Below are 14,646 nucleotides of genomic sequence, written 5' to 3'. Positions count from 1 at the left end.
ACCGGGCGTACGCCCCCTGTAACGCTTCCGCGACGCTTCTTTCGCGTACGGTCACGGATCGGGCACCGCGCTTGACGTGTCAGTGCCCTGGGGCAGACTTGGCCGGGAATAGCACAAAGGATCACCAGCATCATCAGGGATCACCGATCGCGGGAGCCACGCCAGCTGCTTTCGCGCGCGCCGATGGGGGACGCAGGAAGATGAGCCAGGACGCCGCACAGGACCGGTACGCGGGGCGGTCGCTAGCCGGTGGCCGGTACCAACTGCGTGACCTGCTCGGCGAGGGCGGAATGGCCTCCGTCCACCTCGCGTACGACTCGGTGCTCGACCGACAGGTCGCGATCAAGACACTGCACACCGACCTCGGCCGCGAACAGGCCTTCCGGGAGCGCTTCCGCCGTGAGGCGCAGGCCGTGGCGAAGCTCACCCACACCAACATCGTGTCGGTCTTCGACACCGGCGAGGACGATCTGGACGGCATGACGACGCCGTACATCGTCATGGAGTACATCGAGGGCAAGCCGCTCGGTTCGGTGCTCGACGCGGATGTCGCCCAGCTCGGCGCCATGCCCTCCGACAAGGCACTGAAGATCACCGCGGATGTGCTGGCGGCGCTGGAGATCAGCCACGAGATGGGCCTGGTCCACCGCGACATCAAGCCGGGCAACGTGATGATGACCAAGCGCAACGTCGTGAAGGTCATGGACTTCGGTATCGCCCGCGCCATGCAGTCCGGTGTCACATCGATGACGCAGACCGGCATGGTCGTCGGCACCCCGCAGTACCTCTCGCCCGAGCAGGCCCTCGGCCGCGGCGTGGACGCCCGCTCCGACCTGTACTCGGTCGGCATCATGCTCTTCCAGCTGACCACCGGGCGACTGCCGTTCGAGGCGGACTCGCCGCTGGCCATAGCGTATGCGCACGTCCAGGAGGAGCCGGTCGCTCCCTCCTCGATCAACCGTTCCCTGCCGCCCGCCGTGGACGCCATCATCGCCCGCGCGCTGAAGAAGAACCCGAACGAGCGGTTCCCGAGCGCGGAGGCGATGCGGGACGAGTGCCTGCGGGTCGCCGCGTCCCTCCAGCCCGTCGCGCCGAGCATCGTGCCGGGTGTGCAGACGGCCAGCGGCGCGGGGGTCTCCTCCGCGGTCTTCCCGCCGATCGACCACACGGGCGCGCCGCAGTCGGGCAGCGTGCAGACGCCGTACCAGCCGCCGGCGACGGGCGGTTACGGCCCGCCCACACCCGCCCCCACTCCGACGCCCGCCCCGTCCTACGGCTACCCGCAGCAGGGCGGCTACCAGACGCCGCCGCAGACGGCCGCGTACGCGCCGCAGCAGGGCGCGGCCACCCCGCCGCCGTACAACCTCACGCCCCAGCAGTCCTCGCTGTCGGCGGGGCGTTCCGGGGGCGGGAAGAACAACAAGGGCGTCATCATGGGCGCGATCGCGGTGTCGGTCCTGGCGGTGGGCGGTCTGATCGTGGCGCTCAGCCTGAACTTGGGCAGTGAGGCCGAAGGCGGCGACGACGGCGCGGGCGCGTCCCCCTCTCCGACCGTGGTGGAGGGGCACAAGGGTCCGGACACGTCGAAGGTCATCGACTCGACCGAGTGCACGGAACCCACGGAGTCGTACAACGACCCCGACAAGATCGAACTGCCGGACTTCACCTTCAAGAACATCGACTCGGTGAAGAAGTGCTTCCAGGCGGCGGGCTGGCAGTACGACGTCCAGAAGGTCGACGAGAACACGTACGGCGAGGGCACGGTCATGGAGCAGTACCCGGCCGCCTCCGAAGACGTCGACCCCAAGGACATGCCCTCGATCATCCTCAAGGTCTCGACGGGCAACCCGGCCTGACGCCCCGGTCGCAGCCATCGCGGGAACAGTCGTAGGAAGGGCCCGGCACTCGATGTGCCGGGCCCTTTGCGTACGTGGTGGGGGGTTCGCCGAACGGCTCTCACAGGCTCTCGCCGAGAGCCTGCCGGAAGGAGTGGCTAGAGGTAGGGGCCGCCGGAGCGGCCGAGCGTGCGCGGGTCGTCGTCGCCCTCGTGGCCGCCGACGCCGGGCGGCAGCGCGCGCCTCATCTGTTCCAGCTGGGCCCGGGCGGCCATCTGCTGGGCGAACAGCGTCGTCTGGATCCCGTGGAAGAGGCCTTCGAGCCAGCCGACCAACTGGGCCTGGGCGATCCGCAGTTCCGCATCGCTCGGGATCGCTTCGTCGGTGAAGGGCAGGGAGAGCCGCTCCAACTCCTCCACCAGCTCGGGCGCCAGGCCGTCCTCCAGTTCCTTGACGGAGCTGGCGTGGATCTCCTTCAGCCGGGCCCGGCTGGCCTCGTCCAGGGGGGCCACCCGTACCTCTTCGAGCAGTTGCTTGATCATGCTGCCGATGCGCATGACCTTGGCCGGCTGTTCCACCATCTCCGTCACCGGGACCTCGCGGGACTCCTCGTCGCCTCCACCGCCGCCCACGGCCATGCCGTCCTGGCCCACGACCAGGATCTGGGGCTGTTCGGGCGACCGTTCGTTCCTCGGCATCTCCATGCCGCCATTCTCTCGCACGCGTACACCTCACCACCCTGGTGCCCCCCACACAGGGTGATCCACCGTTTACGTAGCCACGGTCGCGCCTCTGACCCACCGATGCCGCCGTGCCGTGCCGTGGCCGGTCGGCTCGGAGCAGCGGTGCGGTGCGTCCGGATGCCGGGAGGTCGGTGCCGTGTGACGCTGAGGGCGTGGCTACCTGGCTTCGTTCGGTGCGCGTGACGGGACCGGTTCTCGTCGCGGGGCTGCTCGTCGTTCTGACGACGGGGGCCGCGCCGACGGCGTACGCGGCCGACCCCGACCCCGCGACCTCCTGGGCCGGCAGCCGCGCGGGCGAAGGCCGCGAACGGCCGGGCCGCCCGGACGCAGTCCCCGTGGAACCGGAGGACGAGACCTCCACGCCCCCGGAAGCGCCCGCCGCCGAACCGGACGGCTCGGACTCCCCCCTCGCCCCCGACTCCTCCCAGAACGCCGCCCTGCCCGTCCCCGGCGTTCCGCCCGGGTCCGGCACCGCGACCGTCGAGGAGCCCGTCCTGCAGGCCCTCGCCCTCGGCGGCGGCCTCATTCTCATAGGTATGGGCCTGGGACTGGCCTTCGTGGGGCTGCGCATACGGCGGTACTGAAACGCAGGCGTGCCACAGAGTCAGGCCGGGTCCAGCTGAGCCCGGCCCACCGTAGGGGCAGGGTCCGCACCGCTCCCTGGCACGGTGGCGGCCCGCGCGGCTCACCGAGCCCTTCTACGGCACCACCAGCAACACCTTGCCCACGTGGCCGCTCTCCTCCAGCACCTGGTGCGCCGTGGCCGCGTCGTCCATCGGGATCTCACGGTCGACGACCGGGCGCACATGGCCTCCGGCGATCAGGGGCCAGACATGTTCGCGTACGGCGGCCACGATGGCCGTCTTCTCCTCCTGGGGCCGGGCCCGCAGCGAGGTCGCGCTGATCGCCGCCCGCTTGGCGAGGAGGGCACCGATGTTCAGTTCGCCCTTGATACCGCCCTGCAAGCCGATGATCGCAAGCCGTCCGTTGACCGCGAGGACCCGGACGTTGCGGTCCAGGTATTTCGCGCCCATGTTGTCGAGGATGACGTCCGCGCCCCTGCCGTCCGTGGCCGCCCGAACCTCCTCGACGAAGTCCTGCTCGCGGTAGTTGATCAGGATGTCCGCGCCCAGGGCGGCGCACCGCTCCAGCTTCTCCTTGGTACCCGCCGTGACGGCGACCTTCGCGCCGACGGCCTTGGCGAGCTGTATGGCCATCGTGCCGATGCCGCTGGAGCCGCCGTGCACGAGGAGCGTCTCACCGGGACGCAGGTGGGCGATCATGAAGACGTTCGACCAGACCGTACAGGTCACCTCGGGCAACGCGGCGGCCTGCCGAAGGTCGAGGCCGGAGGGGACCGGCAGCAGCTGACCGGCCGGAACGACGACCTTCTCCGCGTAGCCGCCGCCCGAGAGCAGCGCGCACACCTCGTCGCCGACGCTCCATCCGGCCACCCCGGGCCCGATCTCCGCGACACGGCCGGAACACTCCAGGCCGGGATAGGGGGAGGCGCCGGGCGGTGGGTCGTAGAAGCCCTGCCGCTGCAGCAGGTCGGCGCGGTTCACGGCGCTCGCCGCCACCTCGATGAGCACTTCGCCCTCGCCGGGCACCGGATCGGGGACCTCGTCCCACACCAGGGCCTCGGGTCCGCCGGGTTCGGGAATCGTGATCGCATGCATGAGAGGGACGCTACCCCCGCCCTCCCCGTCCGATCCCGGCCCCGTACCCCCTGGCTTCGCCGATCCCGGACTGCCCCCGCACGCCCCGCGCCTCCCTCGCGCGCCCCGGGCATCCGACCTGCATCACCGCCCCGGCCGCCCCACAACCTGGCTCTGCGGACTCCCACCGCGGTCCAGCCTCGCCGCCCTGCCCTCGTCGCCCCGCCCGGCCCCGCCGGCCCCTCGGTCGTTCGGCCCCTCGGTCGTTCGGCCCTCGGTCCTTTGATCGTTCATCTCTGGTCGGGCGTAATTGGGGTGCGATCGACCCCCATCGGAGAGACCGTAGAGACCCCACGGCCGCACGGGTTCTCGCCGACACGCTTCGCCCCGATGCCGAAGCAGCCGACGCGATCGTGTTTCCCACGTTTTTCCCGCGCGGCGACCGATGAGTTCCGGCGGTCCCGGCGGTCTCCCCTTGCGTAGCCCCGGACACGGGCCCCGTACGCGGAAGGATCTCAACATGAGCGCACAGACATCCGGCCTCGCGATCGAGACCGCGGGTCTGGTGAAGACGTTCGGCGAGACCCGGGCCGTCGACGGCGTCGACCTGGCCGTGCCCGCCGGCACGGTCTACGGCGTCCTCGGCCCGAACGGCGCCGGCAAGACCACCACGGTGAAGATGCTCGCCACACTGCTGCGCCCCGACGGCGGCCAGGCGCACGTCTTCGGACACGACGTCGTCCGGGAGGCCGACGAGGTACGCGGCCGGGTCAGCCTGACCGGGCAGTACGCGTCCGTGGACGAAGACCTCACCGGCAGCGAGAACCTGGTGCTGCTCGCCCGGCTCCTCGGCCACGGCAAGCGAGCGGCCCGGCAGCGCGCCGGTCAGATGTTGGAGGCCTTCGGACTGAGCGACGCGGCCGGAAAGCAGGTCAAGCACTATTCGGGCGGCATGCGGCGCCGTATCGACATCGCCGCGTCCATCCTCAACACGCCCGACCTGCTGTTCCTGGACGAGCCGACGACCGGCCTCGACCCGCGCAGCCGCAACCACGTGTGGGACATCGTGCGCGCGGTGGTCGCCCAGGGCACGACCGTGCTGCTGACCACTCAGTATCTGGACGAGGCGGACCAGCTGGCGTCCCGGATCGCGGTCATCGACCAGGGCAAGGTGATCGCGGAGGGCACGAAGGGTGAGCTGAAGGCGTCCGTGGGCGCCGGTTCCGTCCATCTGCGGTTGCGCGAGGCGGCCCAGCGGCCGCAGGCCGAGGAGGTGCTGCGCCTCGCCCTCGACGCCGACGTGCAGCGCGAGCCGGACCCGGTGGCGCTGACGGCTCGCGTCGGCGCGGGATCCGCCAACGGACAAGGGGCCGCCGAGGCCGCCGCCCGGGCGCTCGCGGAGCTGGCGCGCACCGGCATCACCGTCGACAACTTCTCGCTGGGCCAACCCAGCCTGGACGAGGTGTTCCTCGCCCTCACCGGACACGACACCAAGGCGGCGGCCACACCGGCCGACGACGCTTCCGAGACGAAGGACGAGGCAGCGGCATGAGCACGGCGACCACCACCGACAACAAGGAACTCGCCCCCGTCAGCGCCGAGTCGCTCGCCGCGCTGCTCATCGCCAAGGACCGCCCGCCGCGGCCCAGCGCCGTGTCGGCCTCGCTGACCTTCGGCTGGCGGGCCATGCTCAAGATCAAACACGTACCGGAGCAGCTCTTCGACGTCACCGCCTTCCCGATCATGATGGTGCTGATGTACACGTACCTCTTCGGCGGGGCGCTGGCCGGCTCACCGGAGCAGTACATCCAGTTCCTGCTGCCCGGCATCCTGGTGATGTCGGTCGTGATGATCACGATGTACACCGGCGTCTCGGTCAACACGGACATCGAGAAGGGTGTCTTCGACCGGTTCCGCTCACTGCCCATCTGGCGGCCGTCGACGATGGTCGGCTACCTGCTGGGCGACGCCCTGCGCTACGCGATCGCGTCCGTGGTGATGCTCACCGTCGGCATGATCCTCGGCTACCGCCCGGACGGGGGCGTGGTCGGTGTGGTCGCCGGGGTCGCGCTGCTCATCGTCTTCTCGTTCTCGTTCTCGTGGATCTGGACGATGTTCGGTCTCATGCTGCGCACCGAGAAGTCCGTGATGGGCGTCAGCATGATGGTGATCTTCCCGCTGACCTTCCTGTCCAACGTCTTCGTCGATCCGAGCACCATGCCGGGCTGGCTCCAGGCGTTCGTCAACAACAGCCCGGTCACGCATCTGGCCTCGGCGGTCCGCGAGTTGATGGCGGGCGACTGGCCGACGGCGGAGCTCGCCTGGACGCTGGGCTGGTCCGCCCTGTTCGTGCTGGTCTTCGGACCGATCACGATGCGGCTGTACAACCGCAAGTAGGCGATCAGTCCAAGAGGGTGGCCCCGGGGTGCGGAATCCCTGGGGCCACCCTTTTCGTTCCCGCTACGGCTTTCGCTCCCGCTACGGCAGGTGCTTGGTCTCGGGGGTGATCTTCGTGCTCGGGGTGGCCCGGACGATGGTGATCAGCCGGTCCGTCAACTGCAGCTCACCGATGGACGGATCGTCGTAGCCCAGCACCCGGTGTCCGCGCAGCACGCTGACCACCAGGTCCTCCGTCTCCCGAACACCTCGCCCCACCTCGGCCTTTATGACCGGCCGTTCGGCGATGTCGAGCCCGCTGCCCTGTTGGATGAGGTCCTCCATCACCATGCCGGCGGCGGGGCTGAGCACGGAGAGCCCGAGGAGCCGTCCGGCCGCGCTGGCGCTGGTGATGACGACATCGGCCCCGGACTGCTTCAGCAGCGGCGCGTTCTCCTCTTCCCGGACGGCGGCCACGATCTTCGCGCCCCGGTTGAGCTGGCGGGCGGTCAGCGCGACCAGGACGGCGGTGTCGTCCCGCGCGGTGGAGATGATGATCTGGCGCGCCTTCTGCAGTTCGGCCCGCAGCAACACATCACTGCGGGTCGCGTCCCCGATGACCCCCGTGTACCCCTCGGAGGTCGCCGCCTCGATGGCCTTCGAGCTCGGGTCCACGACGACGATCTGTTCCTTCTTCAGACCCGTCGCGCAGACGGTCTGGACCGCCGACCGTCCCTTCGTCCCCCAGCCGACGACAACGGTGTGCTCCCTCAAGGCCGCCCTCCAGCGGTTCTGTCGCCATTCCTCGCGCGTGCGCTCCGTGAGAACCTCCAGCGTGGTGCCGACCAGGATGATCAGGAACAGCACACGCAGCGGCGTGACCACGAAGATATTGGTGAACCGGGCAGCATCGCTGACCGGGGTGATGTCGCCGTATCCGGTGGTGGAAAGGGTGACGGTCGCGTAGTAGAACGCATCGAGCAGATCCACCGAACCGTCGGAGTTGTCGTTGTACCCCTCGTTGTCGGCATAGACGATGAAGGCGGTGGAGACCAGCACGAACAAAGCCATCGCCAGTCGCTTGCCGACCTGCCGGATCGGCCGCTCGACCTCTTGTTTCGGCAGTCTCACCTGGTGGGTCACGTGACGCTCGTCCGCATTGCGGGCGATCGCGTCCTGGCCCGGAAGTTTCACGTGAAACACTCCCCGTTTCGGCGTACATCCCCTGGCTGCACTCCGCCCCCGACTGCGTGTTGTTTCACGTGAAACACCGTTGGCCGCAAGGCCGGTGGGCCATATCGACGTTTCACGTGAAACACACCTGGATGCCCGCCGTCGCCCAGGGCAGATCGAGCAGTTCCAACTCCTGGCCGGAACGAGCGCCGCCCGGCGGTACGACGGCGAGGGCGTCGGCGGTGGCGATTCCGCGGAGCATAGCGGGACCGTTGTAGTGCAACGGAAGGGCGTCATCACCCCGCAGACCGACCGGCACGAGCCGTGTGTCGTACGGGTGCCCGTGCACCGCCTCCCGCAACGGCATCGTGTACGGCTCCGGGGCGGCGCGCCCGGCGAGGGTGCGGAGCAGCGGCTCGGCGAGCGTGAACAGCCCGGACACGGCGGCCAGGGGGTTGCCGGGCAGCCCGACAAGGTGCTGATCCGGCTTGATGCGGGCCAGCAGCATGGGGTGGCCCGGGCGCACCTTCACCCCGTCGACGAGGAGTTCGGCCCCGACGCGACGCAGAGTGGGGTGGACATGGTCGACGGGCCCGGACGCCGTGCCGCCCGTGGTGACGATGAGGTCGGCCGAGGACTTCTTCACCGCCCGGTACAGGGCGTCGGCGTCGTCGCCGAGGCGACGTACGGCGGTGACCTCGGCGCCCAGTGCCCGGAGCCAGGAGGGCAGCATCGGTCCGAGGGCGTCCCGGATCGAGCCCTCGCGCGGGAGCCCCTCGGTGAGCAGTTCGTCGCCCAGGACGAGCAGTTCGACGCGTGGGCGGGGGACCACGCTCAACGTGTCGTACCCGGCGGCCGACGCGAGTCCGAGCGCGGCCGGGGTGATCTGCGTGCCGAGCGGCAGCAGTTGGTCGCCGTTGCGGCACTCCTGGCCCCGTGGCCGGATGTCCTGCCCGTGGGCGAGGTCCCGGGTCGGGTGCAGTCGCCCCTTGTCGTCGGTGCGGCCGTGTTCACTGCGCAGGACGGCGGTCGTGTCCGGCGGGATACGGGCGCCGGTGGCGATCCGGACCGCCTCCCCGTCCGTGAGCCGGCCGGACTCGCCGTGCCCCGCCAGCACTCCGTGCGCGCGCACCGCCCAGGGGCCGGGGCCCGCGACCGCCCAGCCGTCCATCGCCGAGGTGTCGAAGGAGGGAAGGTCGGTGAGGGCGGTCAGCGGGGCGGCGAGCACGAGACCGAGTGCCTTGTCGACGGTGACCGACACGGCGGCCCGACGCCCGGCCGAGCGGGCGGCGCTTTCGGCGACGGCCCGGGCCTCGGGCCAGGAAGTGGCCCGGTGGTGGGAATCGTCCTTGGCGCGGTGCGCGCCGGTCTGACCAGCCGTGGGGGTCTCGCGGGGGGAGCTCGGCTCGGCCTGTCCTCGGACGGGCCTGTCGTTGGCCACGGCCAGCGCCTCCTCCACGTCGAGTTCCTCGGCGTCCTGGGCGGTCATCCGGCGGCCGGGCCGGTGTCCTGGCCGGCGCCGGGCCCGGGGTGGTGCTGGACCTCCGGGGCGGCTTCGGGGTCGGCGGCCGGCTCGGCCTCGGGAGTGGCCTCGTCGGCCCAGCGCAGGGCCAGGGCGGATGCCTTGCGCGCGGCCTCGGTGACGGCCTCGGGGCCTCCCCCGGCCTTGGCGGCGGCGTAGCCGACGAGGAAGGTGGTCAGCGGGGCGGCGGGCCGGGCCACGCTGTGGGCGGCGTCACGGGCGAGGTCGAGCAGATCGGTGATGTCGACGTCGAGGTCGATCCCCAGCTCGTCCTTGACTGCGGAAATCCATTCATCCAACACGTGGCCATGCTCCCTGATCCGTGCGCGGGCGGCGGCGATGTCGTCCCAGGTGTCGCAGTCGAAGGACGCGAGGGGGTCGGTGATTCGGGTGAGGCGCAGTGCGGCGGTCAGCCGCCGCAGGGGGAGCCCCGTCAGCCCGTCGTGCTCGACGGCGAGCCGCGCGAGCTCGCGGCGGAGGGCCTCGGCCCGGTAGGCGGCCACGAGCGGCTGGTCACGGCCGTCGGGGTCGGCGACCAGGACGCCGTCGGCGGTCCCCGCGTCGGCCATGAGGGCGTCGAGCAGCCGCCGTACCGTCTTCTCGTCCAGGAACGGCAGGTCGGCGGAGAGGGCGACGACGTACGGCGCGGTGGTGTGCCGGAGTCCGGCGTCCAGCGCGGCGAGGGGGCCGCCGCCGGAGGGTTCCTCGCGGGCCCACAGGACGCGCCGCGCGGTGGGCCGGGGGTCGGAGACGACCACGGTCGTCCCGGCCCCGGCGCAGGCGCTCAGCACTCGGTCGAGCAGGGCCCGTCCGCCGACGCGCACGGCGGGCTTGTCCGTGCCGCCGAGCCGCCGGGCGGCACCGCCGGCGAGCACGACGGCGTCGAACACGTCGGTACCGGGGTACCCAGGGGGCTCGTACGCGGTCACCCTCCGAGTATGCGGGCCTCCACGATCACTGGGAACGGGGGAGGGCGCGCGTTCCCGGCCAGGTCGGGTCCGGTGCCGCCCTGGCGGCCGGACCCGACCGGGCGACGCCGGTGATCAGAGCGTGCGCAGCAGCACCGCCGGCTGTTCGACGCAGTCCGCCACGTGGCGCAGGAAGCCGCCTGCCGTGCCGCCGTCGCACACCCGGTGGTCGAAGGTGAGCGAGAGCTGCACGACCTGCCGTACCGCCAGCTCGCCCCGGTGCACCCACGGCTTGGGGACGATGCGGCCGACACCGAGCATGGCGGCCTCGGGGTGGTTGATGATCGGCGTGGAGCCGTCGACGCCGAACACGCCGTAGTTGTTGAGCGTGAAGGTGCCGCCGGTCAGCTGGCCGGGCGTCAGGGTGCCGGTGCGTGCCGCCTCGGTCAGCCGGGCGAACTCCGCGCCGAGCGACTCCGCGTTCCTGGTGTGCGCGTCCCGCACGACGGGGACGACCAGCCCTCGTTCCGTCTGGGCGGCGAACCCGAGGTGCACCTGCTCCAGCCGTACGACCTCGCGGGCCTCCATGTCGACCGTGGAGTTGAGCTCGGGGAAGCGGGCCAGCGCGGAGGTGCAGATTCGGGCGAGCAACGCCAGGAGCGAGATCTTCGGGCCTCCGGCGGCGTTCATGGCCGTGCGGGCGTTCAGCAGCTCCGTCGCGTCGGCGTCCACCCAGCAGGTCGCGTCCGGGATCTCACGCCGGCTGCGGGAGAGCTTGTCGGCGACGGCGCCGCGGATGCCACGGAGGGGGACCCGGGTACCGGAGGCGGTGCCCGCGGGCACGGACCGCGAGTCCGGAGTCGCGGCCGGCGTGGGGGTCACGGCCGGGGGTGCCTGGACCGGAGCCTTGGCGGCCCGCAGCGCCTGCTCCACATCCGCCCGCAGGATCAGGCCCTCGGGCCCCGATCCCCGCAGCTCCCGCAGGTCGAGCCCGTTCTCCCGGGCGAGACGGCGGACGAGCGGGGAGATGACGGGCACGGGCCCGTCCGGGCGGGCGCGGAAGGTGTCCGGCGCGAGGTTCTCCGGGCGAGCGGAGGAGGCGGCAGAAACGGCCCCGTCCGACCGACCGGGGAAGGTGTCCGGCGCTGCCGCCGTCCCGACGGAGTCGAGCGCCACCGTCGGCGCCGCCGGGCCCGCGGACCGGATCGGTTCGCCCGGCCGCACCCGCCTGCGGCGCGCCGGGGGCGCCCCGGTGCCGTAGCCGACCAGCACGTTGCCGGAGCCCTCGCTCCTGTCGGCGGTGCCCGCGCCCGGCGTCCCGGCAGAACCGTCGGTGACCGGCGCTCCCACCGCCACGGTCAACAGCGGCGCGCCGACGGGCAGTTCCGTGCCCTCCTCGCCGAAGCGGGCGGTGACGACACCGCCGTAGGGGCAGGGGACCTCGACCATGGCCTTGGCCGTCTCGACCTCGACGACGGGCTGGTCGATCGCGACGACATCGCCGACCTGGACGAGCCAGCGGACGATCTCGGCCTCGGTCAGTCCCTCGCCGAGGTCGGGCAGCTTGAACTCCAGCACCTGGGCCATCAGTTCTCCGCCTCCCACTGCAGGCGCCCCACGGCGTCCAGGATCCGGTCGACGCCGGGCAGATGGTGCCGTTCCAGCATCGGCGGCGGATACGGGATGTCGAACCCGGCGACGCGCAGCACAGGGGCCTCCAGGTGGTGGAAGCAGCGCTCGGTCACCTGGGCCGCGATCTCGCCGCCCGGTCCGCCGTAGGAGCCGGACTCGTGCACGACCACCGCGCGTCCGGTCCGCCGTACCGAGGCGGCGACCGTCTCGTCGTCGAAGGGCACCAGGGACCGCAGGTCGACGACTTCGAGGTCCCAGCCCTCGGCCGTGGCCGCCTCGGCGGCCTCCAGGCAGACGGGCACGGACGGGCCGTAGGTGATGAGGGTGGCGCTGGTGCCCCTGCGGCGCACGACCGCGCGGCCGATGGGCTCGACGCTCTGCGGTTCCTCGGGGTTCCAGGTGTCCTTGGACCAGTACAGGCGCTTGGGCTCCAGGAAGACCACCGGGTCGTCGGACGCGATCGCGGCGCGCAGCAGCCCGTAGGCGTCGGCGACGGTGGCGGGCGTGACGACATGGAGGCCGGGGGTCGCCATGTAGTACGCCTCGGAGGAGTCGCTGTGGTGCTCGACGCCGCCGATGCCGCCGCCGTACGGGACGCGGATCGTGATCGGCAACGGCATGGCGCCGCGCGTGCGGTTGCGCATCCGGGCGACATGGCTGATGAGCTGCTCGAACGCCGGGTAGGCGAACGCGTCGAACTGCATCTCCACGACCGGCCGCAGCCCGTACATGGCCATGCCGACGGCCGTGCCGAGGATGCCCGCCTCGGCGAGCGGGGTGTCGGTGACGCGGTCCTCGCCGAACTCCTTGGCGAGGCCGTCGGTGACCCGGAAGACACCGCCGAGGGTGCCGACGTCCTCTCCCATGACGTGCACGGTGGGGTCGGCGGTCATGGCGTCGCGCAGGGCGCGGGTGAGCGCCTGCGCCATGGTGGCGGGCTTGAGCGCGACGGTGGTCATCGGTGCGCCCCTTCTTCCTCCGCCGCCAGCTCGGCCCGCAGCAGGGCTTCCTGTTCGCGCAGTTGGGGGGTGGGTTCGGCGTACACGTGGGCGAAGAGGTCCATCGGGTCGAGCGCCGGGTCCTGGTTCATGCGCTCGCGCAGGTCGGCTGCCATCGCCTCGGCGGCGTCCCGGGCGGCCCGGATGCCGTCCTCGTCGAGGAGTCCGCGTTCGGTCAGCTCGTGCTCCAGGAGCGCGATCGGGTCGTGCGCGCGCCAGGTCTCGACCTCGGCGTCGCCCCGGTAGCGGGTGGCGTCGTCGGCGTTGGTGTGGGCGTCGATGCGGTACGTCACCGCCTCGACCAGCGTGGGTCCGCCGCCCGCGCGCGCGTGGGCCACGGCTTCGGCGAGCACCTGGTGCACGGCCGCCGCGTCGTTGCCGTCGACCAGACGGCCCGGCATCCCGTAGCCGACGGCCTTGTGGGCGAGCGACGGGGCGGCGGTCTGCTTGGCGAGCGGGACGGAGATCGCGAAGCCGTTGTTCTGGACGAGGAAGACCACCGGGGCCTGCCAGACGGCGGCGAAGTTGAGGGCCTCGTGGAAGTCGCCCTCGCTGGTGCCGCCGTCGCCGACCAGGGCGAGCGCCACCACGTCGTCACCCTTGAGACGCGCGGCGTGCGCGAGGCCCACGGCGTGCGGGAGCTGGGTGGCGAGCGGGGTGCACAGGGGCGCGACACGGTGCTCGTGCGGGTCGTAGCCGGTGTGCCAGTCGCCGCGCAGCAGGGTGAGCGCCTGGACGGGGTCGAGGCCGCGGGCGACGGCGGCGAGCGTGTCGCGGTAGCTCGGGAAGAGCCAGTCCCGCTCCTGGAGGACGAGCGCGGCGGCGACCTCGCAGGCCTCCTGGCCGGTGCTGGAGGGGTAGACGGCGAGCCTGCCCTGCTTGGTCAGGGCCGTGGCCTGGGTGTTGTACCGGCGGCCGCGCACCAGCTCGGCGTAGAGCCGGCGCAGCAGCGTGGGATCGGCGTCGGCGGCTGCGTCCGTGCCGAGCACGCGGTACGGCAGGGCGTCGGGCAGCAGCGGCGCGGGGTCCGTACGGGGCTGCCAGGCGGGCGGCGGTGTCGGGCGGTACGCGCCCCGCTGCTCCATGACCGTCATACGGCACCTCCTCGTGGGAGTGGCTCAGGGACGCGGCACGGTTGTGACGCGTCTCACCTACCGATTGTTCGGTCGTTGGCGCATTTTGGCTACAGGCACCCCGAGGCTGTGGACAAACGGTTCTGCACAACCTCAAATGAACGCAGTACGTCCATGGTAGGGAGGCGGGGGCACATGGCACCTGAACAAATGGCCGAGCCGTCGGAGCACGGCCCGGCGCTGCCGCCCCCTCGACCGCTGGACGCCATAGACCAGGACATCCTTCGCATGCTGCAGGCGGACGGCCGCGCCTCCATACGGTCGGTCGCCGAACGGGTCCACGTCTCCCGTGCCAACGCCTACGCGCGCATCAACCGTCTCATCGAGGACGGCGTGATCCGGGGCTTCGGGGCGCGCGTGAACCACGAGCGCGCCGGGAAAGGCACCTCGGCCTACATCACCCTCAAGATCGTGCAGAACTCCTGGCGCACGGTCCGCGACCAGCTGCGCCAGCTCTCCGGCGCCGCCCACATCGCGCTGGTGGGCGGCGACTACGACGTCCTGCTGCTGGTGCACACCTCGGACAACAGAGCCTTGCGCGAGGTCGTCCTCACCAAGCTGCAGGCCATCCCGGAGGTGCTCAGCACGCGGACGCTGCTGGTGTTCGAGGAGGAGGACGTGGAACCGGAGGGCTGAGCGGGCCCGAGGACCGGGCTGCCCCGCCGCAC

The 14,646-nt window shown here is 71.6% G+C and carries 13 protein-coding genes; 5 read left to right on the top strand and 8 right to left on the bottom strand.

What is annotated here, in order from left to right; translation table 11 throughout:
* Window positions 1-200 precede the first annotated feature (200 nt).
* Window positions 201-1,856 (top strand): protein kinase, encoded by a 1,656-nt coding sequence (locus GWK25_RS42285; RefSeq protein WP_215457012.1) that lies wholly within the window; start codon window positions 201-203, stop codon window positions 1,854-1,856.
* A gap of 137 nt (window positions 1,857-1,993) precedes the next feature.
* Here GWK25_RS42285 and GWK25_RS42280 read toward each other — a convergent pair whose 3' ends face one another.
* On the bottom strand, window positions 1,994-2,539 hold the full coding sequence (locus tag GWK25_RS42280) for a bacterial proteasome activator family protein (RefSeq protein WP_215457011.1): 546 nt from the start codon (window positions 2,537-2,539) through the stop codon (window positions 1,994-1,996).
* Window positions 2,540-2,730: 191 nt separating this feature from the next.
* Here GWK25_RS42280 and GWK25_RS42275 point away from each other — a divergent pair, with 191 nt between their 5' ends.
* Window positions 2,731-3,162, top strand: coding sequence for a hypothetical protein (locus tag GWK25_RS42275; protein WP_215457010.1), 432 nt, complete (start codon window positions 2,731-2,733; stop codon window positions 3,160-3,162).
* Between the two features lie 114 nt (window positions 3,163-3,276).
* On the opposite strand, the gene GWK25_RS42270 is transcribed toward GWK25_RS42275, so the two are convergent.
* Entirely contained in the window at window positions 3,277-4,257 is a 981-nt protein-coding gene (locus tag GWK25_RS42270) for an NAD(P)H-quinone oxidoreductase (protein ID WP_215457009.1), read from the bottom strand.
* Window positions 4,258-4,756: 499 nt separating this feature from the next.
* Here GWK25_RS42270 and GWK25_RS42265 point away from each other — a divergent pair, with 499 nt between their 5' ends.
* Window positions 4,757-5,788: an ATP-binding cassette domain-containing protein gene (locus tag GWK25_RS42265; protein WP_215457008.1), complete on the top strand. Its 1,032-nt coding sequence runs from the start codon at window positions 4,757-4,759 to the stop codon at window positions 5,786-5,788.
* A complete protein-coding gene (locus GWK25_RS42260; protein ID WP_215457007.1) occupies window positions 5,785-6,633 on the top strand; it encodes an ABC transporter permease in 849 nt (282 codons plus the stop codon). The genes GWK25_RS42265 and GWK25_RS42260 overlap by 4 nt, the downstream gene beginning before the upstream one ends.
* Window positions 6,634-6,714: 81 nt before the next feature.
* Here the strand turns inward: GWK25_RS42260 and GWK25_RS42255 are convergent, their stop codons facing one another.
* The 6 genes from GWK25_RS42255 to pdhA all read right to left on the bottom strand — a co-directional run bounded on the left by GWK25_RS42255 (window position 6,715) and on the right by pdhA (window position 13,939).
* On the bottom strand, window positions 6,715-7,806 hold the full coding sequence (locus tag GWK25_RS42255; protein ID WP_215457006.1) for a TrkA family potassium uptake protein: 1,092 nt from the start codon (window positions 7,804-7,806) through the stop codon (window positions 6,715-6,717).
* 112 nt (window positions 7,807-7,918) lie between these two features.
* On the bottom strand, window positions 7,919-9,274 hold the full coding sequence (locus tag GWK25_RS42250) for a molybdopterin molybdotransferase MoeA (RefSeq protein WP_215457005.1): 1,356 nt from the start codon (window positions 9,272-9,274) through the stop codon (window positions 7,919-7,921).
* The gene (locus GWK25_RS42245) at window positions 9,271-10,236 is read right to left on the bottom strand and encodes an NTP transferase domain-containing protein (RefSeq protein ID WP_215457004.1); all 966 of its coding nucleotides are present in this window, start codon (window positions 10,234-10,236) and stop codon (window positions 9,271-9,273) included. Before GWK25_RS42245 ends, GWK25_RS42250 begins: the two co-directional genes overlap by 4 nt.
* Window positions 10,237-10,350: 114 nt before the next feature.
* The gene (locus tag GWK25_RS42240) at window positions 10,351-11,802 is read right to left on the bottom strand and encodes a dihydrolipoamide acetyltransferase family protein (protein WP_215457003.1); all 1,452 of its coding nucleotides are present in this window, start codon (window positions 11,800-11,802) and stop codon (window positions 10,351-10,353) included.
* Complete coding sequence (locus GWK25_RS42235; protein WP_215457002.1) at window positions 11,802-12,806, bottom strand: alpha-ketoacid dehydrogenase subunit beta; 1,005 nt, start codon at window positions 12,804-12,806, stop codon at window positions 11,802-11,804. Before GWK25_RS42235 ends, GWK25_RS42240 begins: the two co-directional genes overlap by 1 nt.
* Complete coding sequence (gene pdhA / locus GWK25_RS42230; protein WP_215457001.1) at window positions 12,803-13,939, bottom strand: pyruvate dehydrogenase (acetyl-transferring) E1 component subunit alpha; 1,137 nt, start codon at window positions 13,937-13,939, stop codon at window positions 12,803-12,805. Before pdhA ends, GWK25_RS42235 begins: the two co-directional genes overlap by 4 nt.
* 189 nt (window positions 13,940-14,128) lie before the next feature.
* On the opposite strand from pdhA, the gene GWK25_RS42225 reads away from it, so the two are divergent.
* Window positions 14,129-14,614, top strand: a complete 486-nt coding sequence (locus GWK25_RS42225) for an Lrp/AsnC family transcriptional regulator (RefSeq protein WP_184906658.1) — start codon at window positions 14,129-14,131, stop codon at window positions 14,612-14,614.
* Window positions 14,615-14,646: the final 32 nt, after the last annotated feature.

Source organism: Streptomyces sp. ATCC 21386 (assembly GCF_018728545.1).
Lineage (GTDB): Bacteria > Actinomycetota > Actinomycetes > Streptomycetales > Streptomycetaceae > Streptomyces.
Note: the sequence above shows the minus strand (reverse complement) of the source record. Positions and strands in the feature narration are given on the sequence as shown.